Source organism: Brevibacterium sp. CSND-B09, from assembly GCF_052906525.1.
Genome location: NZ_JBREGI010000001.1, coordinates 400903 through 419488 on the forward strand (window position 1 = coordinate 400903; position 18586 = coordinate 419488).

Consider the following 18586-nt stretch of genomic DNA (forward strand, 5'->3'; position numbering starts at 1 on the left):
TGGTGAGAGTGCACAACGAAGTCTCACGTCATCGTTATTGTGGAGACATGACGGATACCCCACGGACCACAGCCGAGCGCATCGACGCATTCACCCAGCGCCGAGAAGCAGCCCACACGGGCAATCAGCGCTCGGTGGACAACCAGCACAAGCGCGGCAAACAGACCGCCCGTGAACGCATCGACGCTCTCCTCGACGCCGACTCCTTCCAAGAGATCGACGAATTCGCCCGCCATCACAATCACCAGTTCGGGATGCAGGACAACCGCCCCGACGGTGACGGAGTCGTCTGCGGACTGGGCACGATCGAAGGCAAGACCGTCGCGGTCTTCGCTCACGACTTCACCGTCCTCGGCGGATCCCTCGCCGAAGCCAACGGCCGCAAGATCGTCAAGGTGCAGAAGCTCGCTCTCAAGCTCGGCTGCCCGATCATCGGCATCAACGACTCGGGAGGCGCCCGGATCCAGGAAGGCGTCGGATCGATTGCGCTGTTCGCCGAGATCTTCCGCCTCAATGTCGCCTCGTCCGGAGTGATCCCCCAGATCTCGCTCATCATGGGCCCCTCGGCCGGCGGCGCCGTGTACTCCCCCGCACTGACCGACGTCACGATCATGGTCGATCAGATCAGCCACATGTACATCACCGGCCCCGACGTCATCAAGACCGTCACGGGAGAGTCCGTCGGCCATGAGGAGCTCGGCGGCGGACGGACGAACAACACCGTGTCCGGAAACGCGCACTACCTGGCCTCGGATGAGGACGATGCGCTCAACTATGTGCGCGACCTGCTCTCGTTCCTGCCGCAGAACAACCTCGACCCGGCCGATGCCGACGAATTCGAGTCCGATCTGTCGGTGACTCCCGAGGACGAGGCGCTGGACACGCTCATGCCGGATTCGCCTTCGCAGCCCTACGACATCCTCGACGTCGTCACCACGATCCTCGACGACGGCGACTTCCTGCAGGTCTCCGAGCTCTTCGCTCCGAACGTCGTCACCGGCTTCGGCCGCGTCGAAGGGGTGAGCGTCGGCGTCATCGCCAACCAGCCCATGCAGCTGGCCGGCACCCTCGACATCGACGCCTCGGAGAAGGCCGCACGCTTCGTGCGCCTCTGCGATGCCTTCAACCTGCCGATCCTCACCTTCGTCGATGTGCCCGGGTTCCTGCCGGGCACCGACCAGGAGTACGGCGGCATCATCCGCCGCGGCGCCAAGCTCATCTACGCCTACGGCGAGGCCACCGTTCCGCTCGTCACCCTGATCACCCGCAAGGCCTACGGCGGCGCGTACTGCGTGATGGGGTCGAAGCAGCTCGGTGCCGATATCAATCTCGCCTGGCCGAGCGCGCAGATCGCGGTCATGGGCGCCCAGGGTGCGGCGAACATCGTCTATCGCCGTAAGCTCAAGGCCGTCGAAGAGGCCGGAGAGGACGTCGAAGCGGCGCGTGCCGAACTCATCCAGGACTACGAGGATGCGCTGCTCAACCCGTACCTGGCCGCCGAGGAAGGCTACATCGACGCCGTCATCAAGCCGAGCGAGACCCGCAGCCGGATCGTGCGTTCCCTGCGTGCGCTGAAGAACAAGCACGTCGACGCTCCCGCGCGCAAGCACGGTAACATCCCCCTATGAGCGATGATCTGCAGACCGACGCCGAGGCGGACCTGCCCGGCGAAGTCGACGCCGAGGTGACCGGCCCCGGCGAGGACGCGGCCGCCGAGGAGGGCGAGGCCACAGCCTCAGACGGGGCGCTGCGGGTGCCCTCCGTGGAGGGACGCTCACAGGTGCGCGCCGATGACGGCGAACCGATCAGCGACGAGATGGCCAGTGCGGCGGCTGTGGCCGCGGTCGTGGCGATCCGTCAGGTGGCGATCGCCTATGCGGCCCAGCAGGCCAGCGCGGAGGCCGAGTCCGAAACCCGCAAGGGCGATCGGGCGGGTTTCCGGGCTCCACGCCGCAATGTGCGCAAGCGCCTCCCCCAGACCTGGGACCAGCACCTGGGTCGCTGAGGCCCCGCCGGACCCGGCCCTCGACGGACTCCCGTCTGCTGTTTCTCTAGTCGGCTTCTTCGCGGAAGAGCGCACGCAGTTCGTCGAAGAGTCTGTCGATCACTGGTCCCGGATCTCCGTCGACTCGTCGCATCCGGGTGAACGTCGCCTTGAGCGCCATCATCGCCAAGGCGGCGACGGCTTCGGCTCGCGGGGAGACTTCGATATCGTCGTCGGCATAGTCACCGGAGTGAGCCCCCATGACGTCCACCGGCGCCGAGGAGGTCCCGTCGAGTCGGCGTTGGATGATCTGCCGGAAGAGCCGTTCGTTGTTGCCCATCCGCGACATCTGCAGCGGTATCAGCGACGGGTCCTTTTTCAGCATGAGATGGTACTGGTGCATATCGTCGCGCTTCTCCATCCGAGTGGCGACGATGAATGCGAGCAGATGTTCGAGGTCGGCGACGAGACGCCCGTGGGGTCCCCCGGCTTCGAATTCCTCGATGGCCGGTTGGTCCTCTTCGTCGAAGACGGTGTCCGCGCGACCGAGCAGCGCCTCGTCCTTCGATGAGTAATAGTTGAAGAAGGTTCGTCGGGAGACTCCGCAGCGCTCACAGATGTCTTCGACGGTGACGTTGTGATAGCCCTTCTCCAGGGCCAGGTCGATGGCGGCACGGCGGAGAGCCTGCCCGCGTTCACGCTTCTTGCGTTCGCGCAGTCCCTCGACCGGCGGTGACGTTTGGACCTCTGAACCAGAACTCATGGGAACAGTATTGCAGTCGCTGCATTTTCACCGGAAATGCGTTGAGCGCCCGTCTCAAGCTCAGTACCCGAGTTTCGCGTTCGTGAGCACCGGAACCGTCTCCGCTGCGGTATCGGCGGCGCTGAGGTCGATCTCGACGATCTCGAGTCGTTCGGCACCGTCGAGTGAGTTCAGCACCTTCCCGAGGGGGTCGGAGACCAGACTGTGGCCGACCCCGGTCGGCCCCTTCTTCGGAACCGGGACGCCGGTCACTTCGGGATCGGCTTGGCCGAGGGCGGCGATGAACATATTCGAGTCCAGGGCACGGGCGCGGGCGAGGATCTCCCACTGTTCGGCCTTGCGCGGTCCCGCACCCCAGGAGGCGGCGACGACGGTCAGGCGTGCGCCCCGCCGACTGAGTTCGGCGAAGAGCTTCGGGAACCGGATGTCGTAGCACAGGGCCAGGCCGATGTCCTCGCCGTCGATGGTGAAGAGCACCGGCGCCTCTCCCGCCTCGACGGTGTCGGACTCCTTGAATCCGAAGGCGTCGTAGAGGTGGATCTTCGCATAGTCGCTGCGCCGGCCGTCAGGGGAATAGACGGCGAGCAGGTTGATGACCTTGTCGTCCGTGGCCGCGAATTCGCCGACGACGACGGTGATTCCGGTCTCGGCGGCGAGCTCGCTCAGCGCGGCCCGCCACGTCTCGGAGTGCTCCTCGGCGATGGTGCGCAGGCCGGATCCGAACGCCGACATCGTCGCTTCGGGGAAGACGACGAACTGTGCGCCTGCCGCGGCGGCCCGGCGGGAATAGGAACGGACCTTCTCAAGGTTGTCGGCCACCTCGGTGGTGGTGTTGATCTGAGCGAGCGCGAACTTCATTCTCATCCTCCAGTCGTTCCCTCCACCCTATCTCCCCAATTACTACCTGACGGGGGCCCAGCAACCTGGCGCGAGGTTGCTGGGCCCCCGTCAGGTAGTAATTAGCGGGATCAGGTGAGGTATTCGCGGCCGGGGCGACCGCCTCGGCGACGTCCGTGCACCCACACGTACACGCCGATGGCGACCACGACGAGCCCGGCACAGACCAAGAACATTCCGTTTCCGCCGGTGAACGGGTAGAGGAATCCGAGGACGACCGGGCCGATGCCGGACCCTGCGTCGAGGAGGAGGAAGAACGACGCCGTGGCCACGGGAACGCGGCTCATCGGCACGGATTTGACGGTGATTGCCTGCATGCACGGCATGAGGGAGCCGAAGCCGAGGCCGATGAGCACTCCGGCGAGGACGATCCCCGTCATCGTCGGCCACAGCGCCAGCAGGACATTGCCGGCGATATCGGCGATGAAGACGGGGAAGATCACCGCATTGTCGCCGAAGGTGTCCTGCAGCCGTCCCACGAACAGACGGGCGAACAGGGAGGCCACGGCGAAGGCCACGAAGAACAGGGACGCGGCGGAGGCGACGCCGTGTTCGGCCGCATAGCCGGCGAGGAACACCAGCGCCGCCGCGTAGGCGATGCCGGCCAGAAGCATGACCGAGCCGATCCGCAGCCCGTCCCGATCGACGAGGGTGCCGAGTTTGAGATGCCATTTCGTGCGCCGCTGATAGTCGCTGATCTCCTGCAGGGGCAGCCGGATGAGGAAACAGCAGATGAGGGCGAGGACGGACATGAACGCCGAGGCGACGAAGAGCATGACGAAGTCGAACTCGCGGGGCAGAATGACGCCGAGGTACGGTCCGAGCGCCGTCGACAGGGTCGTCGCCGTGCCGAAGTATCCGGTGCCCTCTCCCCGGCGGGAGGCCGGGATGATGCTTTGGATGGCCGTCATGATCGCCGTGTTCCCGGCGCCGAAGGCGATTCCGTGGACGATGCGCAGCGTCAGGAGCAGAGTGAGGTCGCCAGCGAAGATATAGGCCAGTGAGGCGAGCACGGAGACCGCCATGGTGATGATGAGCAGTTTGCGCCTGCCGATGAAGTCGAGATACTTCCCGGTGAGCACGCGAGCGACCACGGCACCGACGACGAACGATGAGGAGGCGAAGCCGGCTGCGGCCTCACCGGCGGAGAACCGCGCCACCGCATACCCGGCCATCGACGTCATGAGCAGGTAGAAGACCATCGACATCGAGAGGTTGAGCCCGATTCCGACGATGAAGTCCTTCGTCCACAGCTTCGCTCGTGCCACTGGAGATCGGTCTCACTTTCTGCTGCCTGCGGGGAACAGTGACACATTAGCGGGTTCTCAGCGATTGCGTGGTCCGGTCCACCACGGATGTGACTCAGCTCGCGATAGGGTGGTCATCATGACTGTGAAGAGAACCCCTTCCGCCGTCGATGCGGTCGCTGAAGACTACGTCGATGACATGCTCGCCCTCTCCCCCTCACTCGCCCTCTACCTCGGTCTCGACGGTGCACAGGGCTTCGACGACTTCTCGCCGGCCGGACTCTCCGCGCTCAATGACGTCACCGTGCGGACGCTGGCTCGCCTCGATGATGTCGCGGACTCTTCCGACCTCGACGATGTCGACCTCGTGACCATCGATGCGATGCGTGATCGCCTCGGCGTCGACCGGGACTACTTCGCCGCCGGGATCAAGCACGCCAGCCTCAATGTCATCGAATCGCCGCTGCAGCAGGTCCGCGACGCCTTCGACCTCATGCCCACGGATACCGTGGCCGATTGGGAGACGATCTCGACCACCCTGGCTGCCGTGCCCGGCTCGCTGGCCGGATACCAGGAGTCCCTGGCGATGGCGCGTGACAACGGTCGCGTCGCCGCCCGTATCCAGGTCGAGAAGGTCGTCGAACAGGCCCGCGCCCTGGCCGAGCCCGGCAGCAACTTCGATCGTCTCGTCGCCGGTGCCGATGTTCCCGACGCTCTGCGTTCGGATCTCGACACCCACGCCGAGGCGGCCCGCAAGTCCGTCTCGGACCTGGCCGAATTCCTCGGCGAACAGGTGCTGCCCACCGCCGGAGAAGACGAAGCGTGCGGTCGCGAAGCATACGCGCTGTATTCCCGCGACTTCCTCGGCGCCGAAGTGGACTTCGATGAAACCTATGCATGGGGTCTCGAAGAACTCGAGCGCATCGACGCCGAACAGCGAGAAGTGGCAGAGAAGATCGTGCCCGGCGCCGACCTGTTCGAGGTCATGGACGCTCTCAACAACGACCCGCAGCGGACCCTGCACGGCACCGAGGCGCTGCGGGACTGGATGCAGGGTGTGGCCGATGAGGCGATCCGCGAACTCGGCAAGTCCCATTTCGACATTCCCGAACCCGTGCGCACGATCGAATGCATGATCGCGCCTTCGGCCACCGGCGGAATCTACTACACCGGCCCGACCGACGACTTCTCCCGCCCCGGCCGCATGTGGTGGTCGGTGCCCGAAGGCGTCACGGACTTCGCCACCTGGCAGGAGAAGACCACCGTCTACCACGAGGGTGTGCCCGGCCACCATCTGCAAGTCGGTCAGGCCACCTACGTCTCCGACACCCTCAACCGCTGGCGCCGCCTCATGTGCTGGGTGTCCGGCCACGGTGAGGGGTGGGCTCTGTACGCGGAGAAGCTCATGGCCGATCTCGGGTTCCTCGACGATCCCGGCGACTATCTCGGCATGCTCGATTCGCAGCGGCTGCGTGCCGCCCGTGTCGTCCTCGACATCGGATTCCATCTCGGCCTCGAGGCACCTGAGAGCCTCGGCGGTGGGATCTGGAACCGGGAGAAGGCGTGGCAGTTCCTCACCGACAATGTGGCCATGGACCGGTCGTTCCTGGCCTTCGAGCTCGACCGCTACCTCGGCTGGCCCGGGCAGGCACCGAGCTACAAGATCGGTCAGCGACTGTGGGAGCAGTACCGTGACGAGGCGAAGGCTGCGGCGGGTGCCGATTTCGATCTCAAGGACTTCCACACCCGGGCGCTGGGTCTCGGCTCGGTCGGGCTCGATACTCTGGGCCGTGCCATGAAGCGCTCACAGTGAGGTGAGGGACCGGATGAAGTCTGCCGAGAGTCCCCAGTCGGAGACCATGCGCGTCACCGAGGCGCTGCGCAATGAAATCATCGAAGGCCACCGCCGACCGGGTTCACGGCTCGTCGAACGCAACCTCGCCACCGAGCTCGGCGTCTCCCGGGTGCCCATCCGCGAGGCGCTGAAGAAACTCGCCTCGGAAGGGCTGGTGACGAACCGGCCCAACACCTGGTCGACGGTCAGGGAGTTCTCCCCCAGCGACATCGCCGACCTCAACGAGGTGCGCACAGTCTTCGACGTCCTCTCGTTCGAACTCGCCGCTCAGCGCCATACCCGCGAGGGCCTGGCTCGACTGGAGGCCACGATGCTCAAGGGCCGAGAGCTCGCCGATGCCGGGGACGTCGCCGGTGCCCATCGCTGTGCCGCGGAATTCCACGCCATCGTCACCGAGCTCTCGGGCAATGAGCTCCTCGGCGAGATCGGTGCCCTGCTGGATTCACGGATGCGGTGGCAGCTGAGTCAGCATGATGACCTTGCCGTCGTCGCCACCGAGCATGCCGAGCTCTTCGACGCCATCGCCCGCCGGGATCAGACGCTGGCCGGGTCGCTGGCCGGTCGTCATCTGGGAACGAGTCAGGAGCAGCACGACAAGCATTCGAAGCGGTTGGCCGAGACCGGACCCGAAGAAGCTCAGGCCGAACCTGCCGCCGCCGATCCCGCCGAACCTGCTGCGGCCGAGTCCGTCGCGGTGCCTGCCGCCGAGGAGGCAGAGCCTGCCGCAGCGGATCCGGCCGACGTCGACTGACCGAGCGGCCAGCCGCTGAGCTTCTTCTCACGGGCAGGCGCATAGGTGCGCACCTTCGATGTGCTCAGCCCCAGACCGACGAGAGATTCGGCCACGCGCACGGCGGCAGCGACCCCGTCGACGACGGGCACGGCACAGCGCTCCGTGATCGTCGCCCCGAGCTCGGCCATCCCACCGCAGCCGAGCACGATGACCTCGGCACGGTCACGGTCGACCGCCTCGGCGGCCTGATCGGTGATCGCCTCGATCGCAGCCTGCGGATTCTCTTCGAGCTCGAGCACGGCCATTCCCGAAGCCCGCACGGACACGCAGTGGGAGTCGAGACCGGCCAACAGCAGTCTGTCCTCGATGAGCGGGAGGGTCCGGTCGAGCGTGGTGACGACGGAATAGCGGCGGCCGAGGAACATCGCCAGGGCCGCCCCCGCCTCGGTGATGTCGACGACGGGCACATCCAACAGCTCCTGCAGGCCCTCGCGGCCGTGCTCTCCGTACCCGGCCTGGATCACGGCGTCGAACTCGCCGGGATATTTCAGGACGGCGTCCATGACGCCGAGCGCCGCGAGATGGCTTTCGACGTTGCCTTCGCAGGATTCGGCTCCGAATTCGGGGGTCAGACCGATGATCTCGGTTCCCGCCGAGGCGGCCTGCCGTGCCACGCGGGCGATGCCCTCGGTCATGGACTCGGTCGTATTGACGTTGACGACGAGGATTCTCACGATTCGGCTCCGATCAGTGATGGGTCGGGACGGCGATCTCCTCACCGTCGACCTCACGGAAGGTGAAGTCGCGGCGGGCGATGACGAAGTAGATGAGCGCGGCGATCGCGGCCCCGGAGAACCAGGAGAACTCGGAGATGCCGGAGAACGCGGGGACGAGTGCGAAGACCAGTGAGATCGCCGAGGCGGGGATGAAGGCTCCGATGGCTCGCCAGTTGACTCCGCGGTGGTAGAAGTACTCACCGTCGCCGGCTTCGGTGTAGAGCTGAGGCACATTGACCTTCGTTCTGCGCACCACCCAGTAGTCGACCATGATCACACCGAACAGAGGTCCGAGCAGGGCACCGAGTCCGCCGAGGAAGTAGACGATGACCACCGGTGAGTCATACAGATTCCAGGGCAGGATGACGAAGCCGATGACGGCTGAGATGATGGCGGCGCTGCGGAAGTTCAGGTGGCGCGGGAACAGGTTCGTCAGCGCATAGGTCGGGGCGACGAAGTTCGCCATGAGGTTGACTGCGACGGTGAGCAGGAGCAGCGACAGGGACGCCAGCACGAGCAGGACCGGGCTGCCGATCGACTGGACGATATCGGCCGGTGAGGTGATGACGGTGCCGTCGATCTTGTACTGTGCGCCGGCCAGCGAGATGACGACGAGCCCGAAGACGAGCATGTTCACCGGGATGCCCCAGAAGTTGCCGACGACGATCGAGCCGCGCTTCTTCGCGGCCCTCGTGAAGTCGGAGAAGTTGAGCACGAAGGTGCCGTAGATGGACACCCACAATGCGCCTCCGCCGAAGATGTGCGCCCACATCTCCCAGCCGCTGAGCGCCTCGTCGGTCGACCACGCGATGGAGAAGTCGACGCGGATGAGCATCCAGACGGCCAGGGCGAGGAAGGTCACGAGGATGATCGGTCCGGCGATGGCTTCGTAGCGGCGGATCATCTCCATCCCGTAGCTGACGATGATGACTTGGATGACCCACAGCAGGGTGAAGGAGAACCAGCCGAGCCCGGAGAGTCCGAGGAATTCGGCATCGGCCCATGACTGCAGTCCGGGGAACATCGTCAGCAGCATGACGTTGAGGACGCTCGAGGCCAGGTAGGTCTGGATGCCGAACCAGGCGATGGCGACGATGCCCCGCACCGAGGCGGCCAGCTGGGCCCCGTGGATGCCGAAGGAGATCCGGCTCATCACCGGATAGGGCACGCCTGTCTTGTAGCCCATGAAACCGGAGAGGGTGAGCAGGAAGAACAGCAGGGCGGCACCGACGAGGAGGGCGACGAGGATCTGCCAGGCGCCGAGGCCGAGTGCGAAGAGTCCGAGTGCGAAGCCGTAGTTGCCCAGAGAGTGCACGTCGTTGGCCCACAGGGTGAAGACGCTGTAGGCCGTCCAACTGCGCCCCTCCTTGCGGGATGGGGCGAGATCGGCATTGTAGAAGCGCGGACTGATGCGATGAGCCGCCAACTGTTCGGGGCTGGGCCCCAGGCGTGTGGGCACTGGTGCCTCCGCCGATTCGGTCTTCCTCATGCAGTCAACTCCTTGGATCCGGTCAGCGCCCAAACTGGGATACCAAAAAAATAAACACAGCTCTGTGACACCGTTCATCTGACCGATTCAGAGTAACCCAGCTCACACCCCGCTGGCAATGAGTCAGGCCGGGCGATTTCGCTGCAGCCTTACATATGCGACTCGCAACCGCATCCGGGTCGCTCGGGGACGCGGCCGGGGAACGGCCGAACGAGCATTTCACTCGATGGCATACCATTCATGATCAACTTGACCGTTCCCGCTGGTCGTGGCCGCTCCGCCTCGTCATACGCGCAGTGCACTGCTCTGGGCAGTCACCGCCGGTCGCGGGCCTCAGTCTTCGTGCTCGACGTCCTTGGCCGTCGGATCCCAGGCGACGATGCCGACGGCGATCGCACCCGCCAACGGTGCGCAGGCGACGATCCAGAACACACCGGTGCCCAGCGAGGCCGCAAGGATCGGGAACATGATGAGTGAGACGATCGAGAAGGCACGCAGGACCGACTGGTTGAAACCGATGCCGATACCGCGCAGACGGGTCGGATACGACAGGGTCGCATAGTTCATGAGGTTCGCTCCCGGTCCCCCGGCTTGAGCGAAGACGAACGCAGCGAGCATGGCTACCGCGACGAGGACGAGAGCCCCGTTCGGGATGCCCACGATCGCCAGCGTTCCCAGCGCCAGGGCTTGGATCACGAATCCGAACAGGGTGATCCTCCGGGTCCCGAAGCGGTTGACGATGCTCATGCCCAGGAGTCCCCCGAGCGTGCCGAAGCCCAGATTGATGACCAGTGAGGCGATGATCGTGATCAGCGGAGTCTGGTGGAAGAGCGTGGTGATGATGAGCGGGGTGCCGTAGGCGACGGCGTTGTAGCCGAACGTCGAGAACACGGAGACGCAGAGAGCGACGATCGTACGGACCCGGTAGCGCGGGGAGAAGAGTTCGGCGAACCCGGCCCACCGTCCGCCCTTGGCCGAACTGTCCGAGGCGTTCGCGGTCTCGCGTTCCCCCTCGGGAGCGAGTTCGACATTGAGGTTGTGATGGCTGCGCATGACTTCGACGGCACCGCGCAGATCGCCCTGGTTGGCCAGCCATTCGGGTGATTCGGCAAGGTAGCGGCGACGAACGAGGAGGACGATGAGGGCGGGCACGGCACCGAAGCCGACGACGATGCGCCACAGAATGGCATGTTGGTCGTAGGGCAGGGTGATGAAGATGATGAGCACGATGACGTAGCCCATACCGGTGGCGAAGTACCAGGCCGGCGACCAGGCGTTGACCCGCTGCGAGCGGTTCCCCTTGCCTTTGAGCTTGGAGAATTCGGCGAGGAAGGCCATCGCCACCGGCAGGTCGAGACCGACGCCGATGCCCATGACGAAGCGGAAGGCGATGAGGACCCATTCGTTCGGTGCCACGGCGCAGCCGATGGCTGCGACGACGAAGAAGACCATATCGGCCATGAAGAGTCGGTACCGCCCGAACCGGTCGACGAGGTATCCGCCGAAGAGAGCGCCGATGACGGCACCGACCATGATCGAGGCGTTGACGAGTCCGGTCATGAAGCCGTTGAGGCCGAACTGCTCCTGGATGGCGGTGATGCCGAAGGCCAGGGACGAGAAGTCGTAGGCGTCCATGAAGATCCCGCCGAGCGCGAGGATGATCACCGCCGTCGTCTTCGTCCCCTGAGAGCCGAATTCAGCGAGGATCGAATGGATATCGGCCGCCGAGGAGACGATGCGCGGAGTCTGCGTTCCGGCCTGCCTGTTCTGAGCGGCCGCGGAGGGTGTCTGCGCCGCGTTCGCGGCGGGATCTGTCGAAGTCACAGTCGACAAGTATGGTGTCGCGGCGGCCGCGCGCTGTCACCTGCCGTCACAGTTCGTCACGAACGCCGGTGCAGGCACAGCGCACCCGGAAACGCTGCAACCGGACTCACAGCTCAGTCGAGGCGGTGGCCGCGGCGCTCCGGAATGAGGAACATAGCGAGGAATTGGATGAGGTAGATGATCGGCAGCAGCGCCAGAGCGAAGCCGAAGCCGAGATGCCCCGCAAGAAGGGCGATGACGACCGGTGCCAGCCCCCCGATGGCACGGCCGATGTTGAAGATGACGTTCTGCGCCGTCGCCCTGATCGCCGTGGGATAGAGCTCGGCAAGCAGCGCCCCATGGCCTCCCAGCATTCCGTTGGCGAAGGCGCCCATGAAGAATCCGCCGGCCAGCAGAGCACTCGGATCGGTGAGCTGGCTGTAGGCGAGGATGGTGACGATGGCTCCGGCCTGGAAGATCCAGAAGGCAGGACGTCGACCGAGGCGGTCGGCGACCTGGCCGAAGATGAGGATCCCGGCGAGCATTCCCATGACCGTCACCGCTGTCCACAGCGAACCCTTGGTGACTCCCAGATCCATCTGCTCGGACAGGTAGTTCGGCAGCCAGGTGATGATGCCGAAGTAGCCGAAGTTCTGCACGCTGGTGAGAATCGTCAGGGCCAGGGTGATCTTCACCGTGTCCCGATCCTTGAACAGCGCGGCGATCTTCGCACCGAAGGAGGTCGGCACTCCGTCCGTATCGAGGTTCCCACGGGCGACTTCGGCCTCCGTCTCCTTGTGTTCCCGGGCCCGGATGAAGGTCTCCGGCTCCTCGACTCCGCGACGGATGACGAAAGCGAAGACAGCGGGGACGAGTCCGATGACGAACAGTGCCCGCCAACCCCACAGGGCGATGACGGGAGCCGAGACGACGGCTGCGGCGAATACGCCGAGTTGGAACCCTACTCCCACCCATGATGTGGCCCGCGCTCGCTGGTCGGCACGCACCGCCTCGGCGGCCAGGGCCATGCCGATGCCGAACTCACCGCCGATTCCGATTCCGGCGATGAACCGGTAGGCCGCGAGATCCCAATACCCCTGTGCCAGCGCCGACAGTCCGGTGAACACCGCGAAGATGAGGACCGTCCAGGTGAGCACCCGTACCCGGCCGTGACGGTCAGCGAGGGCACCGAAGACGATTCCGCCGACCACTGCGCCAAGCAGAGTGATCGTCGACAGGGACCCGGCTGCGATGTCGCTGAGCCCGAATGAGGCGATGATGCCCGATAGGGCGAAGCTGAGAATGAGGAGGTCGAAGCCGTCGAGTCCGTAGCCGACAGCCGCGGCGACGAGAGCTCTGCGCCGGTATCCGCGATCGCCCGAATCATCAGTGGTGGTCAGCGGAGTCGATGCACTCATTCGCGGTCTCAGTTCGGTTCACGGATCGGAAAACGGCCGCAGATCATTATGCCCCACGGCCGTTCCCCGATTCGTCGGACCCCGTGTGATCAGACGCGGGCACCCTCGCCGAGGCGGAACCGGGCACCCGTGTGGTCCTCGGCCAGGCGGGGGCCGGCCCCGGTGAGCTGCTCGCGCACCGTGGCACCTGCGGTCGGTTCGGGCAGGAGTCCGCGGCGGCGCAGTTCGGGCGAGACGTACTTCGTGAAGCGTTCGGCATCGGCCGGGCGCACGGCCGCGGCGATGTTGAATCCGTCGATATCGGCGTCGGTCATCCACCGTTCGAACTCGTCGACGATGGTCTCCGGCGATCCAGTGATGACCGGTCCGCGTCCGCCGAGGGCGACGAACTCCGCGAGGTCCCGAATCGTCCAGGGTTTGTCTCCGGCCATGGTGGTGAAGGAGGCGAGCGCGGATTGGTTGGCTTCGGTCGAGACGTATTCGAGGGTGTCTTCGGGGTCAGCTCCCGAGAGGTCGACTCCGGTCCATCCGCCGAACAGGGACAGCGCGGATTCGGTGTCGACGTAGCGGCGATAGTCGGCCAGGCGAGCCTCGGCGGCTTCGTCAGTGTCGTCGACGATGACGGTGGCCAGAGCGAAGATCTTCACCGCGTCACGGGCGCGTCCGCGCTCTTCGAGTCCGTCACGGACCTTGTCGACCCAGCTGCGCAGGATCTCCGGGGTCGGTCCGGAGAAGAAGATCGCCTCGGCGTGGTCGAGCGCGAATTCCTGGCCGCGTTTGGATGCGCCGGCCTGGAAGAGCAGCGGGGTGCCCTGCGGTCCGGGGACGGCGAGCGCCTGACCGGGGACGGTGAAGAACTTGCCGTCGTGGCCGATGTCGTGGACCTCGTTCGGGTCGACGAAGACGTTGGCGTCGGCATCGGCTTTGAGTGCGTCCGGAGTGATCGAGCCCTCGAACAGCTTGTACATGACCTCCATGAACTCATCGGCCCGGTCGTAGCGCTCATCGTGCGGGATCTGGCCCTTGAGCCCGAGGTTGCGGGCAGCGGAGTCGACATAGCTGGTGACGATGTTCCAGGCCACACGTCCGTTCGTGAAGTGATCGAGGGTGGTCAGGGTGCGGGCGAGCAGGTAGGGCTTCTCATAGGTCACCGAGGCGGTCACGCCGAATCCCAGCGTCGTCGTGGCTGCGGCCATGGCGGGGACGGCGACGAGGGGGTCGAGCAGTGGGAACTGCACTCCCCCACGGTTCGTGACATCCGCGTTGCCGCCGTACACGTCATAGACGCCGAGGATGTCGGCGAGGAAGAGGGAGGAGAATCCGCCGTCCTCGAGGGTCTTGGCCAGGTCCGTCCAGAAGGACAGTTGGGTGAATTCGTCGACTCTCGATTCCGGGTGGCGCCACAGTCCGGGTGACTGGTGGACCGGGGTCATCATGTCGAAGGCGTTGAGCAGAATCGGTTTCGTCATAGGAGTCTCCTAATCATGGTGGTGCGATGGGTGCGGGCCGACGTACCGGCGGGTGTGTTCAGGCCGCGGTGCGCGCGAGCGCTCGGGCAGGATCTTTGGCGCCGATGGCGGCGATGAGCGAGAGGACGCACAGCAGGGTGAGGTAGCCGCAGATGAGCCACGGCGAGTGGCCGCCGGCGACGTAGAGCAGGGCCGCGACCATCGGCATGATTCCGCCGCCGATGACGGTGCCCAGCTGGTAGCCCATGTTCACACCCGAGTAGCGGACCTCGATGGGGAACTGTTCGGCGAACCAGGCCGCCTGGGGACCATAGACGGCATCGTGGGCGAGATTCATGCCGAGGATGACGACCAGGGGCAGCAGTCCCAGCGGACCTGCGTCGAGGAAGGCGAAGAAGAACCAGCCGAATACTGCGATGCCGATGAGTCCGAAGATCGTCACGGGCTTGCGACCGATCCGGTCCGAGGCCCACCCCCAAGCCGGTCCGGTCACCAGTCCGACCGCCGAGGCGATCATGACGGCTGTGACTCCCGAGGTCGAATCGCCGCGATTCTCCGCCAGGTAGCTGAGCATGTAGACGGTGATGAGGTAGAAGACGCTGTTCTGTGCCAGGCGCAGTCCGATGGTGACGAGCAGGACCCGCGGATGAGCGGTCAGCACCTCCCGCAGCGGTGCTTTGGCGACCTTTCCGGAATCCTTGAGCTCCTGGAACTCAGGCGCATCGGAGACGCCGAGGCGGATCCACAGTCCCAGTGCCACGAGCAGCGCGGAGGCGAGGAAGGGGATGCGCCAGCCGAAGGCCTCGAACGCTTCATCACTCATCAGGTTCTGGACGAGGAAGAAGGAGCTGGTGGCCAACAGCATTCCCGCCGCAGATCCGATCTGGGTGAAGGATCCGAAGAGACCGCGTTTGCGGGCGGGTGCATGTTCGACGGACAGCAGAGCCGATCCGCCCCATTCGGCACCTGCCGACAGGCCTTGGACGATACGCAGAACGACGAGGGAGACAGCGGCCCACCAGCCGATGGCGTCGAAGTTCGGGACCAGGCCGATGAGCGTCGACGCCGTCCCCATGGACAGAAGGGAGACGACGAGCAGAGCCTTGCGACCGACACGGTCGCCGAGGTGGCCGGCGACGATTCCGCCCAAGGGCCGAGCGAAGAATCCGACGGCGAGAGTAGCGAAGGACGCGAGTCGGCTGCCGAGCTCACTGTCGGAGGGGAAGAACTGGACGTTGAAGATCAGGGCCGCGGCGGTGCCGTAGAGGTAGAAGTCGTACCACTCGATCGTCGTCCCGGCGAAGGCCGAGGCCAGCACCCGCTTCTTTCCGGACAGGAGCCGCTGCGGCGGGTCCTGGGTGCTCGGTGCGGTGGCCGGCGTCTGCGTCATAGGGTTCTCCTCTGCGGCGGGGTTCGGGCGGCTCGCTGCCTGACGAGCGCATGATTCGCTGAGCAATCTATGCCCGAACCCCGTCACCGGCCGCACGCTTCCGTCACGCCCCGACTCTCAGCGTCATATGCGGTCATAAGTCGTCTTCATATGACCTCGGCCACGACACCGGCGCCTCCGCTTTGCAATGATCGACCTCAACGACCCCGACAGACGGACCCATACTCTTGGATTGCTCAACGGAACAGCGAGCGTCATCGCATCAGCTGGCATCTGAGACACCGACGACCACACGAACGCAGAGGTGAAGGAATGACACTCTTGGCAGACCGCACCGCACAGTCACCGGCCCCGGTGACCCCCGCAACACCCGAGGCTCTCCGCGAGGCCTTCTCCCATTTCCCCCAGGGAGTCGCCTTCATCGGCGCCGAAATCGATGCGGCGCCCCTGGGTCTCGTCGCCTCCACCCTCACCGTCGGCGTCTCCCTCGACCCACCCTTGGTCAGCGTCGCCGTCCAGAACACATCGACCACCTGGCCCACCCTGCGTCGAGCTCCCGAGCTGGGGATCTCACTGCTGGGCACTGACCAGGAGCACCTGGCCAGGCAGTTGGCGGCGAAGGATCGCAGTCGACGATTCACCGGCGTCAGCCCTGAGGTCACTGCCGGAGGCGCACTGACGATCCCCGGCAGCTCAGCGTTCCTCTGGACCCGGCTCTACGATGAGGTCGCGGCCGGCGACCACACCGTGGCCCTGCTCGAGATCCTCGGCACTCGCAATGACGACGGACCCGAGGCCCTGGTCTTCCACCGCAGCGAGTTCAAGGGACTGCGCGTTTCCTGACCTCGCCTAAGTGTCACGCCCCACCCTTGACTCACATTCGAACTCGTGTTCGAATGATGTCATGCGGTGGAACGAAGCGAGCGCCAGCACCGACCCCAGCACACCTGTCCTCTTCGGGACGAAGGGACTGGTCCGGTCGGTGCAGACGCCGGAATTCTCAGGAATCACCTTCCACGAGGTGCTGGCGAAGTCGGCGCTGAACAGGGTTCCCCAGTCCAGCTCGATGCCCTTCTCCTGGACCGTCAACCCCTACCGCGGCTGCTCACACGCCTGCGTGTACTGCTTCGCCAGGAACACTCACCGTTACCTCGATCTCGATTCCGGGACCGACTTCGATCGCCAGGTAGTCGTCAAGATCAATATCGCCGATGTCCTCGCCGCCGAGGTGGCGCGTCCGACATGGAAGCGAGACCATGTCGCACTCGGCACGAACACCGACCCCTATCAGCGCGCCGAAGGCCGCTACTCCCTCATGCCGGGCATCATCAGCGCACTGGCCGAACAGTCGACTCCGATGTCGGTTCTGACCAAGGGCACGCTGCTGCGACGGGATCTGCCTCTGCTGGCCCGCGTCGCCGAAGACGCTCCTGTTGAGATCAGCATGTCGATCGCCGTTCACGACGACGCTCTGCAGCAGAGCCTCGAACCCGGCACGCCGACGGCGAAGGCCAGGCTGGCCACCGTGCGCGCGGCCGCAGAACTCGGGTTCGATGTCACCGTTTTCATGATGCCGATCATGCCGAAGCTCACCGACTCCCGTGACCACCTCGAATCCGCTCTACGGGCGATCAAGGACGCCGGAGCCGCGCGAGTCGTCTACGGGGCGCTGCACCTGCGCCCCGGCGCCCGCGAATGGTTCTTCGAATGGCTCGAACACAACCGCCCCGAGCTGCTCCCCCGCTATCGCAGGATGTACGCCGGCTCATCCTACGCATCGAAGGAGTATCGGCGGTGGCTCGGTGAGCGCATCAACCCCCTTATCGACCGATATGACCTGCGCGGACGCAGCGATGACGACTACCCTGCGACCTCGCGGATGCGCGGTCGCCCAGAGTCGAGCCGAAACCGGCAGACGGTGGGCGTGCCAGCGGCTCCGACGCAGCAGCTCACCGCCCCATCGCAGCAGGCTCTGTTCTGAGCCGGACCTGCGGAATAACCATGAGATGGACACGGTTGGCAAAGATATGAAGATTGAGATCTGGTCGGACATCGCCTGCCCCTGGTGCTATATCGGAAAACGTCGCTTCGAGGATGCCCTCGACGGCTTCGCTCACAGGGACGACGTCGACGTCCAATGGCGCAGTTTCCAGCTCGATCCGAGCCTGCCCGATCACTTCGACGGCACCGAGACCGAATACCTCAGTCAGATGAAGGGCATGCCCGCCGCTCAGGTGCGGCACATGTTCGACCATGTCACAGAGCAGGCTGCCGGAGTCGGCCTGAACTACGACTTCGACTCGATCGTCGTGGCCAACAGCTTCACCGCCCACCGCTTCCTCCACTTCGCCAAGACCCACGGACTCATGTCCGAGGCCAAGGAGATGCTGCTCTCGGGCCACTTCGAGAAGGGTCGCGACATCGGTGACGTCGACTACCTCGCCGAGGTGGGACGTGAGATCGGCCTCGATCCCGACGAGGTCCGCCGGATCCTCGCAACCGATGAGTTCTCGGACGAGGTGCGGGCCGATATCAGTGAGGCCCGCGCGCTCGGCGCCAATGGAGTCCCGTTCTTCGTCATCGACCGCAAGTACGGGATCTCCGGAGCCCAACCGGCGGAGGTCTTCTCTCAGGCACTCGAGACGGCCTGGGACGAAGGGCAGAAGCTCACGGTGCTCGGCGGCACTCCGCAGTCAGCGGGCAAGGACTTCGCCGTCGGCGCCGCCTGCGGCCCCGACGGCTGCAACTGACCAAAACACCCC

Annotated in this window: 16 protein-coding genes; 7 read left to right on the forward strand and 9 right to left on the reverse strand. The window is 65.2% G+C overall.

The features are described from left to right. The first annotated feature begins 47 nt into the window (after positions 1–47). Together ACU4IU_RS02050 and ACU4IU_RS02055 are read left to right on the forward strand one after the other, a co-directional pair. Positions 48–1628, forward strand: a complete 1581-nt coding sequence (locus tag ACU4IU_RS02050; protein WP_139470250.1) for an acyl-CoA carboxylase subunit beta — start codon at positions 48–50, stop codon at positions 1626–1628. Continuing rightward, on the forward strand, positions 1625–2005 hold the full coding sequence (locus tag ACU4IU_RS02055) for a hypothetical protein (RefSeq protein WP_446655759.1): 381 nt from the start codon (positions 1625–1627) through the stop codon (positions 2003–2005). The genes ACU4IU_RS02050 and ACU4IU_RS02055 overlap by 4 nt, the downstream gene beginning before the upstream one ends. A gap of 46 nt (positions 2006–2051) precedes the next feature. Here the strand turns inward: ACU4IU_RS02055 and ACU4IU_RS02060 are convergent, their stop codons facing one another. The 3 genes from ACU4IU_RS02060 to ACU4IU_RS02070 form a co-directional block, all read right to left on the reverse strand. Continuing rightward, the gene (locus ACU4IU_RS02060; protein ID WP_139470248.1) at positions 2052–2747 is read right to left on the reverse strand and encodes a TetR/AcrR family transcriptional regulator; all 696 of its coding nucleotides are present in this window, start codon (positions 2745–2747) and stop codon (positions 2052–2054) included. 60 nt (positions 2748–2807) lie between these two features. Continuing rightward, entirely contained in the window at positions 2808–3605 is a 798-nt protein-coding gene (locus ACU4IU_RS02065) for a carbon-nitrogen hydrolase family protein (protein WP_172168832.1), read from the reverse strand. Between the two features lie 110 nt (positions 3606–3715). Further along, positions 3716–4912: an MFS transporter gene (locus ACU4IU_RS02070; protein ID WP_139907453.1), complete on the reverse strand. Its 1197-nt coding sequence runs from the start codon at positions 4910–4912 to the stop codon at positions 3716–3718. A 118-nt stretch (positions 4913–5030) separates the two neighbouring features. Here ACU4IU_RS02070 and ACU4IU_RS02075 point away from each other — a divergent pair, with 118 nt between their 5' ends. After that, complete coding sequence (locus ACU4IU_RS02075; RefSeq protein WP_446655760.1) at positions 5031–6704, forward strand: DUF885 domain-containing protein; 1674 nt, start codon at positions 5031–5033, stop codon at positions 6702–6704. Positions 6705–6717: 13 nt separating this feature from the next. Then, a complete protein-coding gene (locus ACU4IU_RS02080) occupies positions 6718–7497 on the forward strand; it encodes a GntR family transcriptional regulator (protein WP_446655761.1) in 780 nt (259 codons plus the stop codon). On the opposite strand, the gene ACU4IU_RS02085 is transcribed toward ACU4IU_RS02080, so the two are convergent. The 6 genes from ACU4IU_RS02085 to ACU4IU_RS02110 all read right to left on the reverse strand — a co-directional run bounded on the left by ACU4IU_RS02085 (position 7383) and on the right by ACU4IU_RS02110 (position 15824). After that, entirely contained in the window at positions 7383–8213 is an 831-nt protein-coding gene (locus tag ACU4IU_RS02085; RefSeq protein WP_139469562.1) for an aspartate/glutamate racemase family protein, read from the reverse strand. The two genes, ACU4IU_RS02080 and ACU4IU_RS02085, sit on opposite strands and share 115 nt — an antisense overlap. Before the next feature lie 13 nt (positions 8214–8226). Further along, entirely contained in the window at positions 8227–9744 is a 1518-nt protein-coding gene (locus tag ACU4IU_RS02090) for an NCS1 family nucleobase:cation symporter-1 (protein WP_172168819.1), read from the reverse strand. A gap of 333 nt (positions 9745–10077) precedes the next feature. Continuing rightward, positions 10078–11568 carry an MFS transporter gene (locus ACU4IU_RS02095; protein WP_139469564.1) on the reverse strand — a complete coding sequence of 497 codons (1491 nt, stop codon included), beginning with the start codon at positions 11566–11568 and terminating at the stop codon, positions 10078–10080. 113 nt (positions 11569–11681) lie between these two features. Next, the gene (locus ACU4IU_RS02100; protein ID WP_446655762.1) at positions 11682–12965 is read right to left on the reverse strand and encodes an MFS transporter; all 1284 of its coding nucleotides are present in this window, start codon (positions 12963–12965) and stop codon (positions 11682–11684) included. Between the two features lie 89 nt (positions 12966–13054). Then, positions 13055–14434, reverse strand: a complete 1380-nt coding sequence (locus ACU4IU_RS02105) for an LLM class flavin-dependent oxidoreductase (RefSeq protein ID WP_446655763.1) — start codon at positions 14432–14434, stop codon at positions 13055–13057. Positions 14435–14492: 58 nt separating this feature from the next. Further along, on the reverse strand, positions 14493–15824 hold the full coding sequence (locus ACU4IU_RS02110) for an MFS transporter (RefSeq protein ID WP_172168810.1): 1332 nt from the start codon (positions 15822–15824) through the stop codon (positions 14493–14495). A 312-nt stretch (positions 15825–16136) separates the two neighbouring features. On the opposite strand from ACU4IU_RS02110, the gene ACU4IU_RS02115 reads away from it, so the two are divergent. The 3 genes from ACU4IU_RS02115 to ACU4IU_RS02125 all read left to right on the forward strand — a co-directional run bounded on the left by ACU4IU_RS02115 (position 16137) and on the right by ACU4IU_RS02125 (position 18574). Then, positions 16137–16667 carry a flavin reductase family protein gene (locus ACU4IU_RS02115; RefSeq protein ID WP_172168807.1) on the forward strand — a complete coding sequence of 177 codons (531 nt, stop codon included), beginning with the start codon at positions 16137–16139 and terminating at the stop codon, positions 16665–16667. Between the two features lie 61 nt (positions 16668–16728). Further along, positions 16729–17805, forward strand: a complete 1077-nt coding sequence (locus ACU4IU_RS02120) for an Rv2578c family radical SAM protein (RefSeq protein WP_139907445.1) — start codon at positions 16729–16731, stop codon at positions 17803–17805. A 46-nt stretch (positions 17806–17851) separates the two neighbouring features. Further along, a complete protein-coding gene (locus ACU4IU_RS02125; protein ID WP_446655764.1) occupies positions 17852–18574 on the forward strand; it encodes a DsbA family oxidoreductase in 723 nt (240 codons plus the stop codon). Positions 18575–18586: the final 12 nt, after the last annotated feature.